Origin of the sequence: Microcoleus sp. PH2017_05_CCC_O_A (assembly GCF_020738785.1) — a bacterium.
Taxonomy (GTDB): Bacteria; Cyanobacteriota; Cyanobacteriia; order Cyanobacteriales; family Microcoleaceae; genus Microcoleus.
Window position 1 is genome coordinate 1 of sequence record NZ_JAEQCB010000003.1, and the last position, 15,669, is coordinate 15,669.

Annotated in this window: 18 protein-coding genes; 8 read left to right on the forward strand and 10 right to left on the reverse strand. The window is 44.0% G+C overall.

Annotated elements, in window-relative coordinates; translation table 11 throughout:
• Positions 1 to 86: 86 nt before the first annotated feature.
• The 5 genes from JGK20_RS00695 to JGK20_RS00715 form a co-directional block, all read right to left on the reverse strand.
• Positions 87 to 269, reverse strand: coding sequence for a hypothetical protein (locus JGK20_RS00695; RefSeq protein ID WP_293214390.1), 183 nt, complete (start codon positions 267 to 269; stop codon positions 87 to 89).
• 87 nt (positions 270 to 356) lie between these two features.
• Positions 357 to 1,202 (reverse strand): hypothetical protein, encoded by an 846-nt coding sequence (locus tag JGK20_RS00700; RefSeq protein WP_293228904.1) that lies wholly within the window; start codon positions 1,200 to 1,202, stop codon positions 357 to 359.
• Between the two features lie 484 nt (positions 1,203 to 1,686).
• Complete coding sequence (locus tag JGK20_RS00705; protein WP_293228906.1) at positions 1,687 to 2,004, reverse strand: hypothetical protein; 318 nt, start codon at positions 2,002 to 2,004, stop codon at positions 1,687 to 1,689.
• A 6-nt stretch (positions 2,005 to 2,010) separates the two neighbouring features.
• Positions 2,011 to 2,748, reverse strand: coding sequence for a hypothetical protein (locus JGK20_RS00710; RefSeq protein ID WP_293228908.1), 738 nt, complete (start codon positions 2,746 to 2,748; stop codon positions 2,011 to 2,013).
• 552 nt (positions 2,749 to 3,300) lie between these two features.
• A complete protein-coding gene (locus tag JGK20_RS00715) occupies positions 3,301 to 3,609 on the reverse strand; it encodes a carbon dioxide-concentrating mechanism protein CcmK (RefSeq protein WP_106149684.1) in 309 nt (102 codons plus the stop codon).
• Positions 3,610 to 3,655: 46 nt separating this feature from the next.
• Here JGK20_RS00715 and JGK20_RS00720 point away from each other — a divergent pair, with 46 nt between their 5' ends.
• On the forward strand, positions 3,656 to 3,805 hold the full coding sequence (locus JGK20_RS00720) for a hypothetical protein (protein ID WP_293197480.1): 150 nt from the start codon (positions 3,656 to 3,658) through the stop codon (positions 3,803 to 3,805).
• Positions 3,806 to 4,060: 255 nt separating this feature from the next.
• Here JGK20_RS00720 and JGK20_RS00725 read toward each other — a convergent pair whose 3' ends face one another.
• Positions 4,061 to 4,378 carry a DUF3067 family protein gene (locus tag JGK20_RS00725; RefSeq protein ID WP_293214398.1) on the reverse strand — a complete coding sequence of 106 codons (318 nt, stop codon included), beginning with the start codon at positions 4,376 to 4,378 and terminating at the stop codon, positions 4,061 to 4,063.
• A gap of 206 nt (positions 4,379 to 4,584) precedes the next feature.
• On the opposite strand from JGK20_RS00725, the gene petC reads away from it, so the two are divergent.
• The 6 genes from petC (at position 4,585) to JGK20_RS00755 (ending at position 10,311) form a co-directional block, all read left to right on the forward strand.
• Positions 4,585 to 5,127, forward strand: coding sequence for a cytochrome b6-f complex iron-sulfur subunit (petC, locus tag JGK20_RS00730; protein ID WP_293184104.1), 543 nt, complete (start codon positions 4,585 to 4,587; stop codon positions 5,125 to 5,127).
• A gap of 202 nt (positions 5,128 to 5,329) precedes the next feature.
• Positions 5,330 to 6,319: a cytochrome f gene (gene petA / locus JGK20_RS00735; RefSeq protein ID WP_293184106.1), complete on the forward strand. Its 990-nt coding sequence runs from the start codon at positions 5,330 to 5,332 to the stop codon at positions 6,317 to 6,319.
• A gap of 410 nt (positions 6,320 to 6,729) precedes the next feature.
• The gene (locus JGK20_RS00740) at positions 6,730 to 7,581 is read left to right on the forward strand and encodes an alpha/beta fold hydrolase (protein WP_293228910.1); all 852 of its coding nucleotides are present in this window, start codon (positions 6,730 to 6,732) and stop codon (positions 7,579 to 7,581) included.
• Positions 7,582 to 7,672: 91 nt separating this feature from the next.
• A complete protein-coding gene (gene psbQ / locus JGK20_RS00745) occupies positions 7,673 to 8,116 on the forward strand; it encodes a photosystem II protein PsbQ (protein ID WP_293228912.1) in 444 nt (147 codons plus the stop codon).
• A gap of 365 nt (positions 8,117 to 8,481) precedes the next feature.
• The gene (locus JGK20_RS00750) at positions 8,482 to 9,651 is read left to right on the forward strand and encodes an FAD-dependent oxidoreductase (protein WP_293228914.1); all 1,170 of its coding nucleotides are present in this window, start codon (positions 8,482 to 8,484) and stop codon (positions 9,649 to 9,651) included.
• 177 nt (positions 9,652 to 9,828) lie between these two features.
• The gene (locus JGK20_RS00755; RefSeq protein WP_293184114.1) at positions 9,829 to 10,311 is read left to right on the forward strand and encodes a hypothetical protein; all 483 of its coding nucleotides are present in this window, start codon (positions 9,829 to 9,831) and stop codon (positions 10,309 to 10,311) included.
• A gap of 251 nt (positions 10,312 to 10,562) precedes the next feature.
• On the opposite strand, the gene JGK20_RS00760 is transcribed toward JGK20_RS00755, so the two are convergent.
• The 4 genes from JGK20_RS00760 to JGK20_RS00775 form a co-directional block, all read right to left on the reverse strand.
• Positions 10,563 to 10,979, reverse strand: coding sequence for an NUDIX hydrolase (locus JGK20_RS00760; RefSeq protein ID WP_293184117.1), 417 nt, complete (start codon positions 10,977 to 10,979; stop codon positions 10,563 to 10,565).
• Between the two features lie 321 nt (positions 10,980 to 11,300).
• Positions 11,301 to 11,453 (reverse strand): hypothetical protein, encoded by a 153-nt coding sequence (locus JGK20_RS00765; protein WP_293228916.1) that lies wholly within the window; start codon positions 11,451 to 11,453, stop codon positions 11,301 to 11,303.
• Positions 11,454 to 11,610: 157 nt separating this feature from the next.
• A complete protein-coding gene (locus tag JGK20_RS00770; protein ID WP_293228918.1) occupies positions 11,611 to 14,229 on the reverse strand; it encodes a M1 family metallopeptidase in 2,619 nt (872 codons plus the stop codon).
• Positions 14,210 to 14,458 (reverse strand): hypothetical protein, encoded by a 249-nt coding sequence (locus JGK20_RS00775; RefSeq protein ID WP_293202859.1) that lies wholly within the window; start codon positions 14,456 to 14,458, stop codon positions 14,210 to 14,212. The genes JGK20_RS00770 and JGK20_RS00775 overlap by 20 nt, the downstream gene beginning before the upstream one ends.
• Between JGK20_RS00775 and JGK20_RS00780 the strand changes: the two genes are divergently transcribed.
• Positions 14,457 to 15,539, forward strand: coding sequence for a class I fructose-bisphosphate aldolase (locus JGK20_RS00780; RefSeq protein ID WP_293197488.1), 1,083 nt, complete (start codon positions 14,457 to 14,459; stop codon positions 15,537 to 15,539). The genes JGK20_RS00775 and JGK20_RS00780 overlap by 2 nt on opposite strands.
• The last annotated feature ends 130 nt before the right edge of the window (positions 15,540 to 15,669 follow it).

The window sequence follows — 15,669 nt, forward strand, 5'->3', positions numbered from 1 at the left end:
ATGTCTTTATCTCCACATAAACTGCCTAATTATCAACAAGGCATAAGAGCTATGAGCCTTATTCTATCAGCGTTATAGGCGACTTGTCACCCCGACAGCGGATTGAGAAAGACTTTGCCTCGTCCAGAATCGTATTTTACTTCTGGCACATAGTTTTGAATAGCACCGCCTCCTACGGGTGTAATAGAGAAAGCTTCGCATTTTTGACTTGTTAGTGTCACAAGCAAAGGTGTTACAAATAAAAACAGGGAATATCTGGGTAATGACATTTTTTTATCCTCTATAAAGTAGATATCTAACATTTATCAACCTTTGTTGGAAGTATCTTATAATGGCAATCTTGCAGCAATTTATGTTCAAAGGTGGACTAAGCTGATATTCTTTGAGGGAGTAGTTCCCCGACCTACCCAGATTTTTTCTTCTGTCCTTGGTACTTGCGTTATTAGTTCGCAGAGTCGTACTATTGTGCTGCGGACATCATACTCTAAAGCAATCGAGTACACGCCAGGACTGAGAGGCTCATAAATCCAAGGGGCACCTTGAGCATTAGTACCTTCAAGCTGAAGCTGATTATTCTGCCACTGAAGTATCCAGTTCCAAACGAAAGTTTCACTTTTTCCAGGTTTGATTGACGGACAAAGGGGTTTGTTTAAGGTCGGTGGATCAGATGAAATTACCTTGTTGGCTATTTTTAATTCTTGACCATCCATTTTTATAATCTTTGGACCAAAGCTAAGCGCCAAGGGGACGCGAATAGACTCTGATGTTTTGTTGGTAATGCGGACACCAAATTGCACAGGGGTATTTGCACCGTGCAGATTGGCTGGAATTGGCCATATCGGGTTAAACACCACAGTTTCTAAATGGATACCATCTACTTCAACTACATTGCTATGTGTTGATTCAAAGGATGTCAATTCAGTTGCCCTCCCCAGTTGGGCATCAACACCCCCAGCTAACAATCTGGGTACATGGCCGAGCGCGATTACACCAGAAGTGTCAGGTTGTTTTTTGGGGAGGGTCAATACAGGCTCTGGCATTATGCTTTCAAAGCGGATGCCATCAATTTCAGCGGATTTCAACTCAGCCACCCTGGTTATTCCTATATCAGAGGGCGTTGTCCCTCCTGCGGACTTATGGCTCAGTTCGATTACACCCGAAAGGATTAAAGCCAATAAAAACAAGGCAAAATGCTTAATCACATGAATTAGCTCTGCTTTTTTAAAAGTGACTCATTACTATTTGACGATATATATTAGGACAAATCTATTAATCTTTTAAGCGTAAAAATACTGAACTTTTTTAGACCAATTTTCCCTACTACCAGCAGTAGAACGGCTCTCTCGAATGCTTAGTCCAAAAATTAGCGATCGATACAATTCACCGCAGTTTTTTACCATATTTCCCTAGAATCTGTAACGTTTTATTTAACTATTGGAAGCGCAACGAGGCTGCCGTTTTATTCGTAATCTGAAGAGCGAGTTTTACAAGAGTTGTAGCATAGGGCTTATTTGAGGGGATTGTCAAGACACGATCTGGCATGAAAATTTGAAAGTGAATGCCATCTACTTCAACTGTATTGCTGTTAATAGATACAGGTGTATAAATTTCCACGATCGACCAAATTGATTATTTAGGAGATACAGCAAACCATCTGTTTCTCTCTTCCTCCTCGTTTGACTCACTTTAAGGCGGAATCAGCCTAAACTCCACAAAAGGTGTATTCACCATTCCCATCCAGAGGTCTTCACATAAAAACTCTAATTTTTCTGTGAGGGATCTGTATGTTAAGTGAATCTGGTATGTACCGAAGGCGAGATCGTTAAACCTCGAACAGGATCTACCTCCACCTGAAACTATCAGGCTTAACAGATTATTTGCTTGCCTTGTAAGGCTAGCTTTGAGAAATAAAGTAATGCTTTCTCCTGGTTTCACAAGTTGTAAGTCGGATTCTTGAGGAATAACCCATCCCAGACTACCGCCACAGTCTAGGCGAGGTATCATACCATTTTATCCTATTAGTTGGGGAATCAATGTATCAAATAAGATAAAGCGAAAAGGAGTTGAGGTATTGTTGGTAATTTTCATCCCAATCTGTACGGGAATTTTCGCAGATGATGCGGTTAGTGGAACTCTTAAGCTTGGCTCAGGAACTAGCGTTTCAAAGCACATACTATCGACTTCTACTCGATTGTTGTGATGCGGCACAGGTTCAATAAATCGTAAATTAATCGCAGGACTTGCAAACAAACTTCTCTCACTTTCTTCTACTCTAATTATTTCCCCTGGTGAATTTTCTAATAAGAAATTATCGCCCGGAGTTAAGTAGATGAATCGAAGCTGGTAAGTTCCTAGTCGTAAAGGTTGAAACAAATAAATTTTCTCAGGCCCAATAATGGTTGTGGTAGTAGAAAAAAGACTCGTTTGGAGTTGCAGGCAGTTATTTTGCCAAAACAGCTTTGCCATAAAAGACCGCACTATAGCTCTATTTTGGGGAATTGCTATACCCTTGTAATAGTTAGTTGCTATTGGTCTATCGCTCGTTTTTTGAGGGCGTATTTCTTTACGGTCAACAGTAAAAAGTTCGGGCGTTAAAAATTTATCTATGAAAGGAAACAATCTTGGTATATTATTAGTAATTTCTATATGAATCTGTACAAATGTAGTTGCATTCGTACTGTTCTTCGGTACTGGCACGACTATAAATTCGGGTTCCCAGATTTCTATATCAATACCCTTTTGTTCCACTGTATTGTTGTCACTTCAATTAAAATCTGTCATATTTATTACCCTTTATATGCCCCAAGTTTTCATTAACAGTAACTATTTTCTGTACTTTATTTAATGCCAGGACTCTAAAAATGATGAAATTCAATATAAACTAGAAAAAATGCTTGCTCACATCAATTAGCATTGCTTGTTGAAAGTCACTTCTCAGCTATTTGAATATGTATTAGGAGGAATGCCTTCATATTGGAACCGTAAAAATACGGAATTTTTTCAACCAATTTTCTTTCCGAAGAGCAGTAAAAACACTAAATTGCACTCTCATGTTAATTTAACAACCGCAGATATATTGATAATGCGTTATGATTGATTAATTTAATAAATAGCACTTATTAAACTTGTTTATGCTTCCACCAAATATGTCGCATCATACCCAACTGCTGCAACATTACTTGTGTCCGCAGCAAAAAAAGATGGATAAACAGGCAATAAAAATATAGAGGTGCGATCGCCCGCGCCTCTATATTTTACTAAAAGTTAAAATTCCATACCAAAGTTTTGTCAAAACTTTGTCTACATTCGGAACTGTTCTACTTCAGGCGTATAGCCGATCGGCAAAATGTAATCGAGATTCTCGTGGGGACGAGCAATTATGTGATACGATAGCAACTTTCCGCCATCGACCTTTTTAACTGATTCAATTCCAGCAGCAACGGCTGCTTGCACTTCAGAGATATCTCCTCGAACTATAATTGTCCAGTAAGCACGGGTTATTTTTTCATAGCGAACTAAAGTAACTCGGGCTGCTTTCACCATTGAGTCTGCAACTTCTACGGCAGCGGGAAATCCTAAGACTTCAACCATTCCAACTGCAACACCCATTACAACATTCTCCTAAGTTTCACAAGATATCTGAGACTCATTGTATGTGAAAGTGTTGACAGAAATTGGTTCGGATGATTTTGGTCAGCTAGAAACCCGATCGCCCAAAATTAAAAAAACTCCAGAAGCTGTTGCGACATTTAAATCCCACAGCAGTCTTCGCGCCGGAAAGCCCGCCACATCAGAGTTTGAATAAAATAAACTGCAAAAATTAGCTGCGCGACAGCTTAGTTTCTCACCGCCAGCAAGTTGGCTGACAAATTTGCCTGACGATTTTTGGGACTTTCAACTTAAAAAATCCAGCCCCGCCCAGACACAAAACTTTACAAGCTGCGAAGGGGCGATCGACCGTTGTGGTTTCCCTTGCAGCGAGCAGAACGCTCGCACTCCGGTATCATTCGGATATGACTGATGACTGATGACTGATGACTATTGACTGATGACTAATGACTCAAAACTCGTCAAGCAACCACTCCGAGGCTCTTTCGCCCAAATCCAGGGGAATGCTGACAGCTTTGCCCAAGCGCGGACGATCGCGAGTAGTGACAATATATTCTCTCACCTGTTCGGTGCTGCCCCAGCCATTGAGGTAATTGGCCACCGCCTCCAAATGCTCGAAATAATCAGCCTCCGTCATCGGAAAAGACACCTGTTCCAAATATTTCCACATCACCTGCACAAAAATCTTGCCCCGCGTCCGCCGCAATCTGATATCGTAAGACTTTCCCCATTTTTGTAGGAGTAGCTGGTGTAAATCCTTGCCCGTCATGGTTGCTCCTGAGTGAATCTGTTAAACATTAAAAGACAAAGTTCAAAAAATGTAATAATACTCTAATAAAGGCTGGAAGGCGCATTCTTAAAAGGAATTTTCGCTGCCTCAAATTTGTGCGAGCAGATTAGCACCGATAGTCCGAGTTGTCTGCACGTACAAGTTGGCTCACAAACAAACGTAACTTAAAACCGTAAAGGCAGGTCATGGCTCAAACTTCTGCTGGAAATCCCGATGTTCCCGATATGGGGCGTCGCCAATTTATGAATTTGCTGACGTTCGGTACAGTCACAGGTGTGGCACTGGGCGCACTTTATCCCGTTGTCCAATATTTTGTTCCTCCGTCGAGTGGGGCTGTTGGCGGTGGCGTGACAGCTAAAGATGCCTTGGGTAACGACATCATCGTTAGCGAATATTTGACTTCGCACCCTGCGGGCGATCGCAGTTTGGCCCAAGGCCTCAAAGGCGACCCCACCTATCTCGTGGTGCAAAAAGACTTAACTCTCGCCGAATACGGCATCAACGCAGTCTGCACTCACTTAGGTTGCGTCGTGCCTTGGAATGCTAGCGAAAACAAGTTTATGTGTCCTTGTCATGGTTCTCAGTACAACAGTGAGGGCAAAGTGGTACGCGGCCCCGCACCTTTATCTCTCGCCTTGGCCCACGCCACTGTCGCAGATGACAAGGTGGCCTTTACCCCTTGGAAAGAAACAGATTTCCGCACCGGCGAAGCACCTACCTGGTCATAGTTATTAGTCATTAGTTAGCAGTTAGTAGTTAGTAGTTAGTCATTAGTCGTTAGTGGTTAGCAGTTAGTTTCAATAACCAATAACCAATAACCAATAACCAATAACCAATAACTAATAACTAATGACCAATGACCAATGACCAATGACTAATGACCAATGACTAATCACTAAATTGTCTGAACCTTTGAGATTGAATACTCTGATGCCACAAACTAACTTATCTGCGATATTTCGCCGCAGTGCCAGGACGATCGCCAAAACTGCCTTAATTGCGATCGCCGCCGCCGGATTTTTTCTCAGTAGCGACATCGCACTTCCCCAAGCAGCATTCGCTTACCCTTTCTGGGCCCAGCAAACAGCACCCGCTACTCCCCGCGAAGCAACTGGCAAAATTGTTTGCGCCAACTGTCACCTCGGTGCCAAACCGACTGAAGTAGAAGTCCCCCAATCTGTTTTACCTGACACAGTTTTTGAAGCAATTGTCAAAGTTCCCTACGATCAAAGCGTGCAGCAAGTTACCGGCGACGGTACTAAAGGCGGCTTGAACGTAGGCGCAGTTGTGATGTTACCCGAAGGTTTCAAGATTGCTCCCGCTGACAGAATTCCCGAAGAAATGAAGGAAAAAGTCGGCGATCTTTACTTCCAACCTTACAGCGAAACCCAAGAAAATATTGTGTTAGTGGGCCCGCTGCCTGGTGAACAATACAAAGAATTGGTATTCCCAGTTTTGTCGCCAAATCCCGCAACTGACAAGTCAGTTCACTACGGCAAATATCTAATTTATGTCGGTGGAAACCGCGGTCGCGGTCAGGTTTATCCTACTGGCGCCAAGAGCAACAATACTGTTTATAATGCCTCAGTAGCTGGCACTATTTCTAAAATTGCTCAACCCGAAGATGGTGGCTATGAAGTGACAATTCAACCAGCAGAAGGTGCAGCGGTTGTTGATACAATTCCCGCAGGCCCAGAACTGATTGTTACTGAAGGACAAACAGTTGCAGCCGCCGAACTTTTGACGAACAATCCTAATGTAGGCGGTTTCGGTCAAAAAGATGTAGAAATTGTGCTACAAAGTGCCAATCGAGTTACAGGATTGATGGCTTTCGTAGCTTTGACTATGTTGGCTCAAATTATGCTGGTTCTCAAGAAGAAACAGGTGGAAAAAGTTCAAGCTGCTGAAATGAATTTCTAAGCTGGACTTTCATGAGTTGGGTAGAGTGCTTTGTGCGTACTCAACTATTAAGTAAGTAAGGCGGGGAATACCCGCCTTATTCTTTAGATAAATATCACAAACTCGCGACGATAACTAAAGCCTTCTTCCCTACTAGATTTTTTATTCCCTCTTCTCTTTTCCTTCTTCCCTTTTCCCTTTTAATTTTTCATTCTTCATTCTTCATTCTTCCATTCTTCTGGAACATCTCAGTTTTGATTTTATAGTGTGAGCGTCCCCGCTCGCGATCTATCGAACACTCGCGAGCGGGGACGCTCGCACTGTAAAGAATTTGCTTTTTTGCAAAAGTGAGATGCTCCCTATTCTTCCCTCTTCCCTCTTCCTTCTTCCTTCTTCCTTCTTCCTTCTTCCTTCAAGATATAAGTAAAATAATGCCAATTGATGAGAAAACAATTCAAATAGGGTCACTGGAATGGTTTTATCGGGAAGCAAATCCGGTAAACGAAAGTGATAAATCACCAGTGTTGCTGCTGCACGGTATACCGTCCCAAAGCTTTACCTGGACTGCGATTATGCCAGATTTGGCGACGAGTGGATTTCGATCGATCGCGCCGGATTGGGTGGGCTACGGGCGATCGACAAAACCAGACAAACGCGACTTTGCTTATACTCCCGATGCCTTTGTAGACGCCCTCACAGGCTTTATTCAAACCCTAGAAGTAGACCGAGTTTCCCTAGTCGTCCAAGGATTTTTAGCATCTGCCGGCATTCAATACGCTTTACGAAACCCCGATAAGATCGATCGTTTAGTCATTATAAATACACCAATTTCAGCAGATATCAAATTGCCTTGGAAAATGCAGCAGTTGGGGCTGCCTTTTATTGGCGATATGCTGACGCAAGACCCACTTTTGGTGGACAGAACCCTCGAAGGCGGAAGTCGCATCAGGGTATTAGACAAGGATTTAGATGTTTACCGACGCCCGTTTTTGAAGAGCTCGGATGCAGGGCGATCGCTAATGAACACCATCCGCAACATTCAACTGCCAAAGTCAATGGCAGAAATTGAATCCGGCTTACAAGGATGGACAAGCCCAACCTTATTTGTGTGGGGTTTAACCGACCCTTGGCTGAGTGTTGAACCAGCTAAAAAATTAGTCAATTCCATGAAAAATGCCGAGTTAGTCACCCTAGAAGAAGTCTCCCATTATCCTCAAGAACATTGGTCAGAAAAAGTTGGCGGTGCTCTGATAACTTTTCTGCGCCGTCAAGAGGTAACATAATATTTTGTACCTAACTCTCGGTGCTAAGTCGGGGCGGTACTCCCATACCCGCCCGCAACGAGAAATCTAAAATCTAAAATCTGAAATCGATATGACTCGTCCCCGTTCATTTTTAGCCTTGATGATGGCCTGTTTGATGGCATTTCTGGTTAGTTGCAGCAGTGTCGAAGTAAAAGTTCCCACAACTTACACAACAGCCCAGATCCAACAGATTCAGCGCTATGTTCCTACTCTGACAGAGTTCCGATCGCGCATGAACAACCTAGGAACCCTAATTCAGAAAAAAAATTGGATTGATGCCAAAACTTACATTCACGGGCCTCTCGGCGAATTGCGCGGCACCATGAAAACCGTGTCGGGCAGTTTGTTGCCGAAATCTCAACAGCAAGCTATGGATTTGACCAAGAGTTTGTTTGCTGATTTGGTAGAGATTGATAACGCTGCTAAAATGGCTGACAATGCCAAAATCACCGCTAGTTATAGCAAAGCTGTGAAGGATTTCGATACTTTCTTGCAGCTACTTCCTAAAGCCTAATCGCTTTAGTTTGTCGCGCAGATCGGACGTAGGGTTGAAACCTGGTTTACACACAAAAACACGGCGGTTGAAACCGCGTCTACACAGACGAACACGGCGGTTGAAACCGCGTCTACACACACGAAGTCCGCCTCCGCGGACTGAAGAAAATAACGTAAAACGTAATTTTTACTGCCACGGCGGTTGAAACCGCGTCTACACACACGAAGTCCACCTCCGTGGACTGAAGAAAATAACGTAAAACGTAATTTTTACTGCCCGTTCTTCAACCCGCGGAGGCGGGTTTCGTTTATGTAGCCGCGGTTTCTAACCGCCCGGTATTCTTCTGTACAATCTAAAATCTAAAATCTAAAATCTAAAATTGAATGGTTCGCATTGCAATTATTGGTTGCGGTATTGTCGGGGCTTCGATCGCCTTTGAACTAAGTAAATTTCCCGAATTAAAAGTCACTGTATTCGACAAACAGCCCCCAGTACAAGGTTCTACAGGTGCAGCCCTCGGCGTTTTGATGGGAGTTATCAGCCACAAAACTAAGGGCAGAAATTGGCATTTAAGGGAAACCAGCCTTCAGCGCTACGAAACTTTGATTCCTGAATTGGAAGCAGCTACGGGGCGGAAAATTCCATTTAACAAACAGGGAATTTTGCTGCTGTGTTCGGAAGGAGAAGATTTAAGTAAGTGGGAAAAGCTAGCAGCAACTCGCAAGTCTCAAGGTTGGAAATTAGAACTTTGGGAGGTGGAACAAGTGCGCGAGTTTTGCCCTCATCTTGATTTAAATCATAACATAATTGCTGGGATTTATTCGCCTCAAGACCGGCAAGTCGATCCAACTACTTTAACTTTAGCTTTGGTTGATGCTGCTAAGCTCAATGGAGTTAATTTTCAGTTTGGGGTAGAAGTTCAAGGCATCAAGAGCGGGCAAGATGCCTGTTCCACAACAAACTCCCTATCTTGTGGAACAGGCATCTTGCCTGTTACTGAAAATAGTACCAACCCCACAATAAACTTAATATCTTGTGGAACAGGCATCTTGCCTGTTACTGAAAAATTCGATCGACTAATTGTATCTGCTGGCTTAGGTACTGCTGCTGTCACTGCATCCTTAAATCAATTGGTGGACATTCGCCCGGTGTTGGGACAAGCGCTGCATTTGCGGTCAAAAAATCCCTTAGGAAACCCAGATTTTGCGCCAGTAATTACCTGCGATGACGTTCACATTGTACCTTTGGCAAATCAAGAATGTTGGGTAGGGGCGACGGTGGAGTTTCCCGAAAACGGCGGGGAAGTGCAGGCAAATGCTGATATGTTGGATGAAGTGATGGCAAGGGCGATCGCACTTTGTCCAGCCTTAGCCGAAGCTGAAATCATCCGAAAATGGTCGGGATTGCGCCCGCGCCCCGAAGGACGCCCAGCCCCAATTATCGAAGCGCTTCCCAGTAACAGCAAGGTTCTCATCGCTAGCGGCCACTACCGCAATGGTGTTCTGCTGGCCCCTGCTACCGCGCGATCGATCCGAGAGATGATTTTGCAATAATTAACAAATGTTAATATAATCAATAAAGTGGTTGAAACCGCGTCAACACGAGACTTTACCCGAGGAGTGCGGGTTGAAGACTAGGTAATTGAAATTACGTTATCTTCTTGAGTCCGCGGAGGCGGACATTGTTTGTCTAGGCGCGGTTTCAACCGCCGTCATATCTTACATCTAAAAATGTCCGAAAAACCCTTAGGAAAGCCACGCATTTTGTGGCGAGTAATCTTGCTATCTGGAGTCAGCTTGCTGCTATATTACGGCTGGTACAAATGGATTATTCAAGAAGAATTGCGGAGTTATAACGGCAAGGGTTGGTCGGGGACACTTTGCTTATTGCCCTTTGTTTTAGGAGTAGCCATCCCCCAAGCTTTGCGGATATTCGACCCCGACGTTCCCGGATGGTTTGGTTGGTTTTCCTTCGTAGGAATTGCTTGGATTTACATCGTGCAGTTCAAACTTTATAACACAGTTAACGAACTTTATCGCCAAGAAGGAATTAAAGAACCGCTAACAGTTTGGTGGATGTTTGTACCAGGTTTAAATTTAATTGTTGGCTTGCGGCAAATTCATTTCTTAAGCCAGTTTTGGGCAAGAAAACAGGGCATTGAAGTCAAGGATAACTTGGCCGAAAGCCTTCCTTTTCTGTCAGCTAACGCTTGAGGTAAAACTTTTCACACCGATATCATAGGTTTGTAGTGAGGACTTCAGTCCTTTCCATTTACACCGGAATAATGATTTTTCGACTGTAGTGCGATAGACAAATTAGGTACGTAGTTGCGCTTTAGCGCTCTTTATAAGATTAGGAAAGAGCGCTGAAGCGCAACTACGTACCTTGGCCCAAATGCGAGCCGACCTTTCTCTATGTTTGAGTTAGTTAATTAGGACTAAAGTCCTCACTACGAACCTTTTAATCAGCAAAACCGATTCGGTAAATTAGCAAGAATAAGTTTAAGTTCCGGTTCATTAACCCGCTTAATTGCTTTCGGAATAGTTACCCACTGTCGCTTTCTACAGCTAGCTTCCGGCCATTTTTCCAGAACAGTTTGTACTTGCAGTAAAAATACTTCTACCTGACAAATATAGCCAGACTTTTGGTACTCATAAGTTCCCAGCAAATCAGGGAACACCTTACCCAACAAACCTGCTTCTTCCCAAGCTTCCTTAGCAGCAGAATCTTGAGGAGTCATATCAGGTTCAATTAATCCTTTAGGAATCACCCAACGCTTACCCGTTGAAGAAGTAATCACCATTACTTCAATTTGTCCGTTTTGAATGCGGTAGGGAATGACAGCCGATTGTTCTACCAATACAATAGTTCTTGTACTCATGATTTATGCAATCTTTAGGGTGCAAAGGCTGCTTCAACTTGATTGACAGTTGAAGATTCAAAACAAAAAAGTTGATACACCCCGATTATCTATTAGAACTTACCCACCGATACAGCAAAATCAGTTCCTTTTATGAAAAATAATTGCTGAAAGCTATTTTTTCATAAAAAAAGCCCGGTTTATTTATTGAGTGGGATTGCTTAAGTTCTATTTGCGCTCTCAGTCGAGACAATAACTAAGTCAGAAATAGAAATATGTAGGATTTTACCTGTGCTTAAAATACCAAACTTCAAGGCAATACAGCTAAAAAATAAGATTATTTTAATAACAGGGCGATCGCCAATCGCAAACTGCACCCAACACAACTAACGGCGTTTCGAGACTTTTGGCAAATTCATCCACAAAATAGATGGCTGCTGTTGACGTCGCCCGAAACAATCCTCGATCGTAGCGACAATCGAGCGAGCGACGCACCTTACAAAATTCACTGACCAGAAAGAATTGGTTGAAAGTCGGAACCCTGATCGGGAGAAATTAAAATCAGACTATTCATTACTCCAATCCTCTTCCTTCTAGGTAGAGGTCGCTCTCAAACTGTCAACTGTCAAGCGGTCAACTGTCAACTGTTGAACTAATCTTTCTTCGCCTTAGCCTCCAGATTTTCCATCCGACTCTTCAAATCTTGATTGTCCTTTTTAACCTGATCTAACTCCTCGCGCAACTGCTTCACCGCCGCATCAGAACCAGCATTTTTCTGCACTCTTTGCACAGCTTCATCAGCCATCATGCGGACGCGGCCGTCTGGAGTTTGGTCAGCTAAAGAACGTAAAATTCTGATAGCTTTGCGAGTTTCCATCTGTCCTAAACCGACAACAACAGATACTTGAGTCAAGAAAAAAGTCTCTTTAGAAAGTTCTGCCAATCGATGCAAAATCCGTTCCAAATTGAGCTTAGTTTGACCTGTCGAAATTGTCCCCAAAGAGCGAATTGCAGCCAAGCGCAAAGCTTGCGGAGTACCGACGGCTGTGTATTTCAAAATCAGGTTGAGCGCATCTTCCGAAGTTTTCATTTGCGCCAAACCGGAAATAGCACCCGATCGCACAACCTCATTCCAGCCCTCACGCTCCTTCAAAACCAATTTTAACTCTTTGAGTACCTGTTCGTCCGTGGGTTTTTCGTCGGGGTTAGCACCTGCGATCGAACCCATAGCACTCGCTGCGGCCGCTTCTACATAATAGCTGTCATCGCCTTTTTCAACGATCGACCTCAGCGCCTTATAAGTCTCGTGAGTCTTGATTTTACCCAGCGCATTCACCACCGCACGGCGAACCCGAGCATCTTTATCCTTCAAACCAGTTACTAAACCATCAAAAGCTTGGTCGAGTTTAATATCAACCAACTGACCGGCTACTTCCGCCCGCACAGCCCAAAACGGCTCTTTTTTGAGAACTTCTGACAGCGCTTTCACAGCTTCCAAGCCTCCCTTTTTCGCCAAAGCGTGGGCGGCGTAAATCCTAGAAACCGGGTCTGGATCGAACTGTAACTGAGCTTTAAGTTCGGCAACTCCATACTCTAGAGCAACTGTTTTTAGGTATTTATTGCCGACATCAAAACTGATATATGCGGGCTTCTCTTCTAGCGGAAAATAGAAACTTTGCTCGCGTTCGTGAACTCGAACCGTGAAAGTTTTTATATTAGCAGCATTTCGCTCATCTGCATCTTTTTCTGGTTTGTAACCGAAGCCGATCGGAATTTTTAGGTCAAAGACATCTTTGCTGTTCCCGTTACCATTTTTGTTGTCTTTTACCTGAGTTTGGGTAATAGTAACCTTGGCTAATTTGCTGTCGCCGTCCCAGGAATAAGCAACTTTGTAATCTGGATGACCGCCACGATAAACGTACTGGTCAAACAAAAATGTCAGATTGCGACCGGTAGCTTTTTCGATCGCCCTTAGCAAATCGATCGTTTCCACAGTTTGGTGAGCGTTATCGCGCACAAAAGTGTGAATTGCTTTGTAAAATAGTTCGTCGCCCAACTCGGCGCGGATCATGTGATACACGCAAGCGCCTTTTTCGTACAAATGGCGATCGTACAATTCAATTGCTTCGCGGTAAACGTGAGTCACCATCGGGCGGCGGTAGCGAGAACTGTCTTCAGCTAAATAATTGCGGGCTTCACCTAACATATAATAAGCCGCATCTTCTTTGCCGTATTCTTGGTCAGTCCACAACACCTCACAATAGGAAGCCATGCCTTCTTTGATCCAAGCATGAGACCAATGTTTAATTACTACTAAATCGCCGAACCATTGGTGAGCTAATTCGTGGGCGACCAAGCTTTCTGTACCGCGATTGTCCAGGCTGGCGCGTTCATCTAACAAGCACCTATCTGTTAGCAAAGTTGTCGAAGTATTTTCCATGCCGCCGAAGATGAAATCATCGACGCAGACTTGAGCGTATTTAGGAAAAGGGTAAGGATAGCCAAATGCTTTAGAGAAAAATTCAATCATTTTCGGCGTTTTGCCCATGCTGCGCTTACCGTCAGCTTCGCGACCTTTTTCGACGTAATAATTAACAGGTTTGCCGTTCCATTCGTCTTTGATTTCAGCAAAATCTCCGACTGCTAAGGTCATTAAATATGTCGGGTGGATTTGGGTTTGCGACCAGTGATAAATCTTGTCGTCGCCATCGTTTTTTGTGCTAACTAATTCGCCGTTGGATATTGCAAAAAGTTGTCTGGGAACTTGCACGCGAATTTCGGAAGTTGCCAACTGTCCGGGATAGTCGAAACAGGGAAACCAGAAGCGAGAATCTTCGTCTTCGCCTTGAGTCCAAACTTGTGTTGGTTTGTCGGGATAGTGTTTGTCTGGCCCGACAAAATAGAGGCCGCGCTGGGGTTTTTCGACCGAGTATGCGATCGCAATTGTAATCGGTTCGTAAGCTGTTGTTGGTTCGTGCAGTTGAATTTGCAGCACTTCGCCGTCGCTGTCGAAATTCTGCTCGGTTTCCCCGACTTTGACAGATTTAATGTTCAGGTTGACAGCATCTAAGGTTAATTTGTCAATACCGCTGCGGACTGGATTTATGCGGATGCTGCAAGTGCCGCGAAAACTTTGTTTGGGAATATCGAGCACTAAATCGAGGAAAATATGCTCTACTTGTCCGGGGCGATCGGGGTTGTAGTGGGGTCTAGCACCGGGCATCTCGAAGGATTTGTGGCTGTTTTCAGAATCAAAGTAAGTGTGTGACATTGTGATGGAGGAGTTGTGAGTCGATCGGCGATCGCAGGCAGCAGCTATCGGGCGGAACTGCCAGCTTAATTACAGAGTAGCGCGTCCTAGTTGCTGTTGTCGCTAATGTTGTTAAAAATTCAGGCGATCGTTGCCAGGATGGAAAAAAAGATTTTTCAGTTACAATATCAGTAAGGCTAATGTCTGCAATCATCAGCCTGCCATTGAAATTGAGAGGGTAAATCTGCATGACAGCTACACTATCAGTTCCCAGTGCGATCGAATCTTGGCTAGGCGACGAAGCCGAAGACTTGCTCACCCATCAAGCAAAAATTTCTAAAGATTTGTTGCACCTGCCCGGCCCGGATTGGGTCGATCGCATTTTCGCTCAAACCGATCGCTCTCCTCAAGTTTTGCGATCGCTCCAGCAACTTTATTCTAGCGGACGCTTGGCAAATACCGGCTATTTATCAATCCTGCCAGTAGACCAAGGAATCGAACACTCAGCGGCCGCTTCTTTTGCACCAAATCCCATCTATTTTGACAGCGAAAACATCATCAGACTAGCAATCTCCGCAGGATGCAATGCTGTCGCGACAACTCTTGGAGTATTAGGAAGCGTATCTCGCAAATACGCGCACAAAATCCCTTTCATTCTCAAACTCAATCACAACGAACTGCTAACTTATCCCAATCAATCCGACCAAATAATGTTTGCTTCCGTCGAACAAGCTTGGAATTTGGGAGCCGTTGCAGTCGGAGCCACAATTTATTTTGGTTCCCCAGAATCGACCAGGCAAATCCAAGAAATCAGTCAAGCTTTTGCCCACGCTCACGAGTACGGAATGGCAACAATTCTGTGGTGTTATCTCCGCAATGATATCTTCAAACAAGACAAAGATTATCACACAGCCGCTGATTTGACCGGGCAAGCAAATCACTTGGGAGTGACAATTCAAGCTGACATTATCAAGCAAAAATTGCCGGAGTGCAACAACGGTTACGAAGCTGTTGCTAAAGCTAGCGGTCATAGTTACGGCAAAACCGACAAGCGGGTTTATACTGATTTGACGACGGATCACCCGATCGATCTAACCCGCTATCAAGTCCTCAACTGTTATGCAGGAAGGATGGGTTTAATCAACTCCGGCGGTGCTTCGGGAAAAACCGATTTTGCCGAAGCAATTCGCACGGCGGTAATCAACAAACGCGCAGGCGGCTGCGGCTTAATTTCCGGCCGCAAAACTTTTCAGCGTCCGTTTGAAGAAGGCGTAAAATTGTTTAACGCCATTCAAGACGTTTATTTGTCGCCCGAAATCACGATCGCCTAAAACTTCACAGCACACTAAAATTAGGGTGCGTGCCGCGCACCCAATGCTATAAGGTTCGTAGTGCGGACTTGAGTCAGTAGAATAAAAGCAAGGTTCGTAGTGCGGACTTTAGTCCGCAAGGTGCATCTCA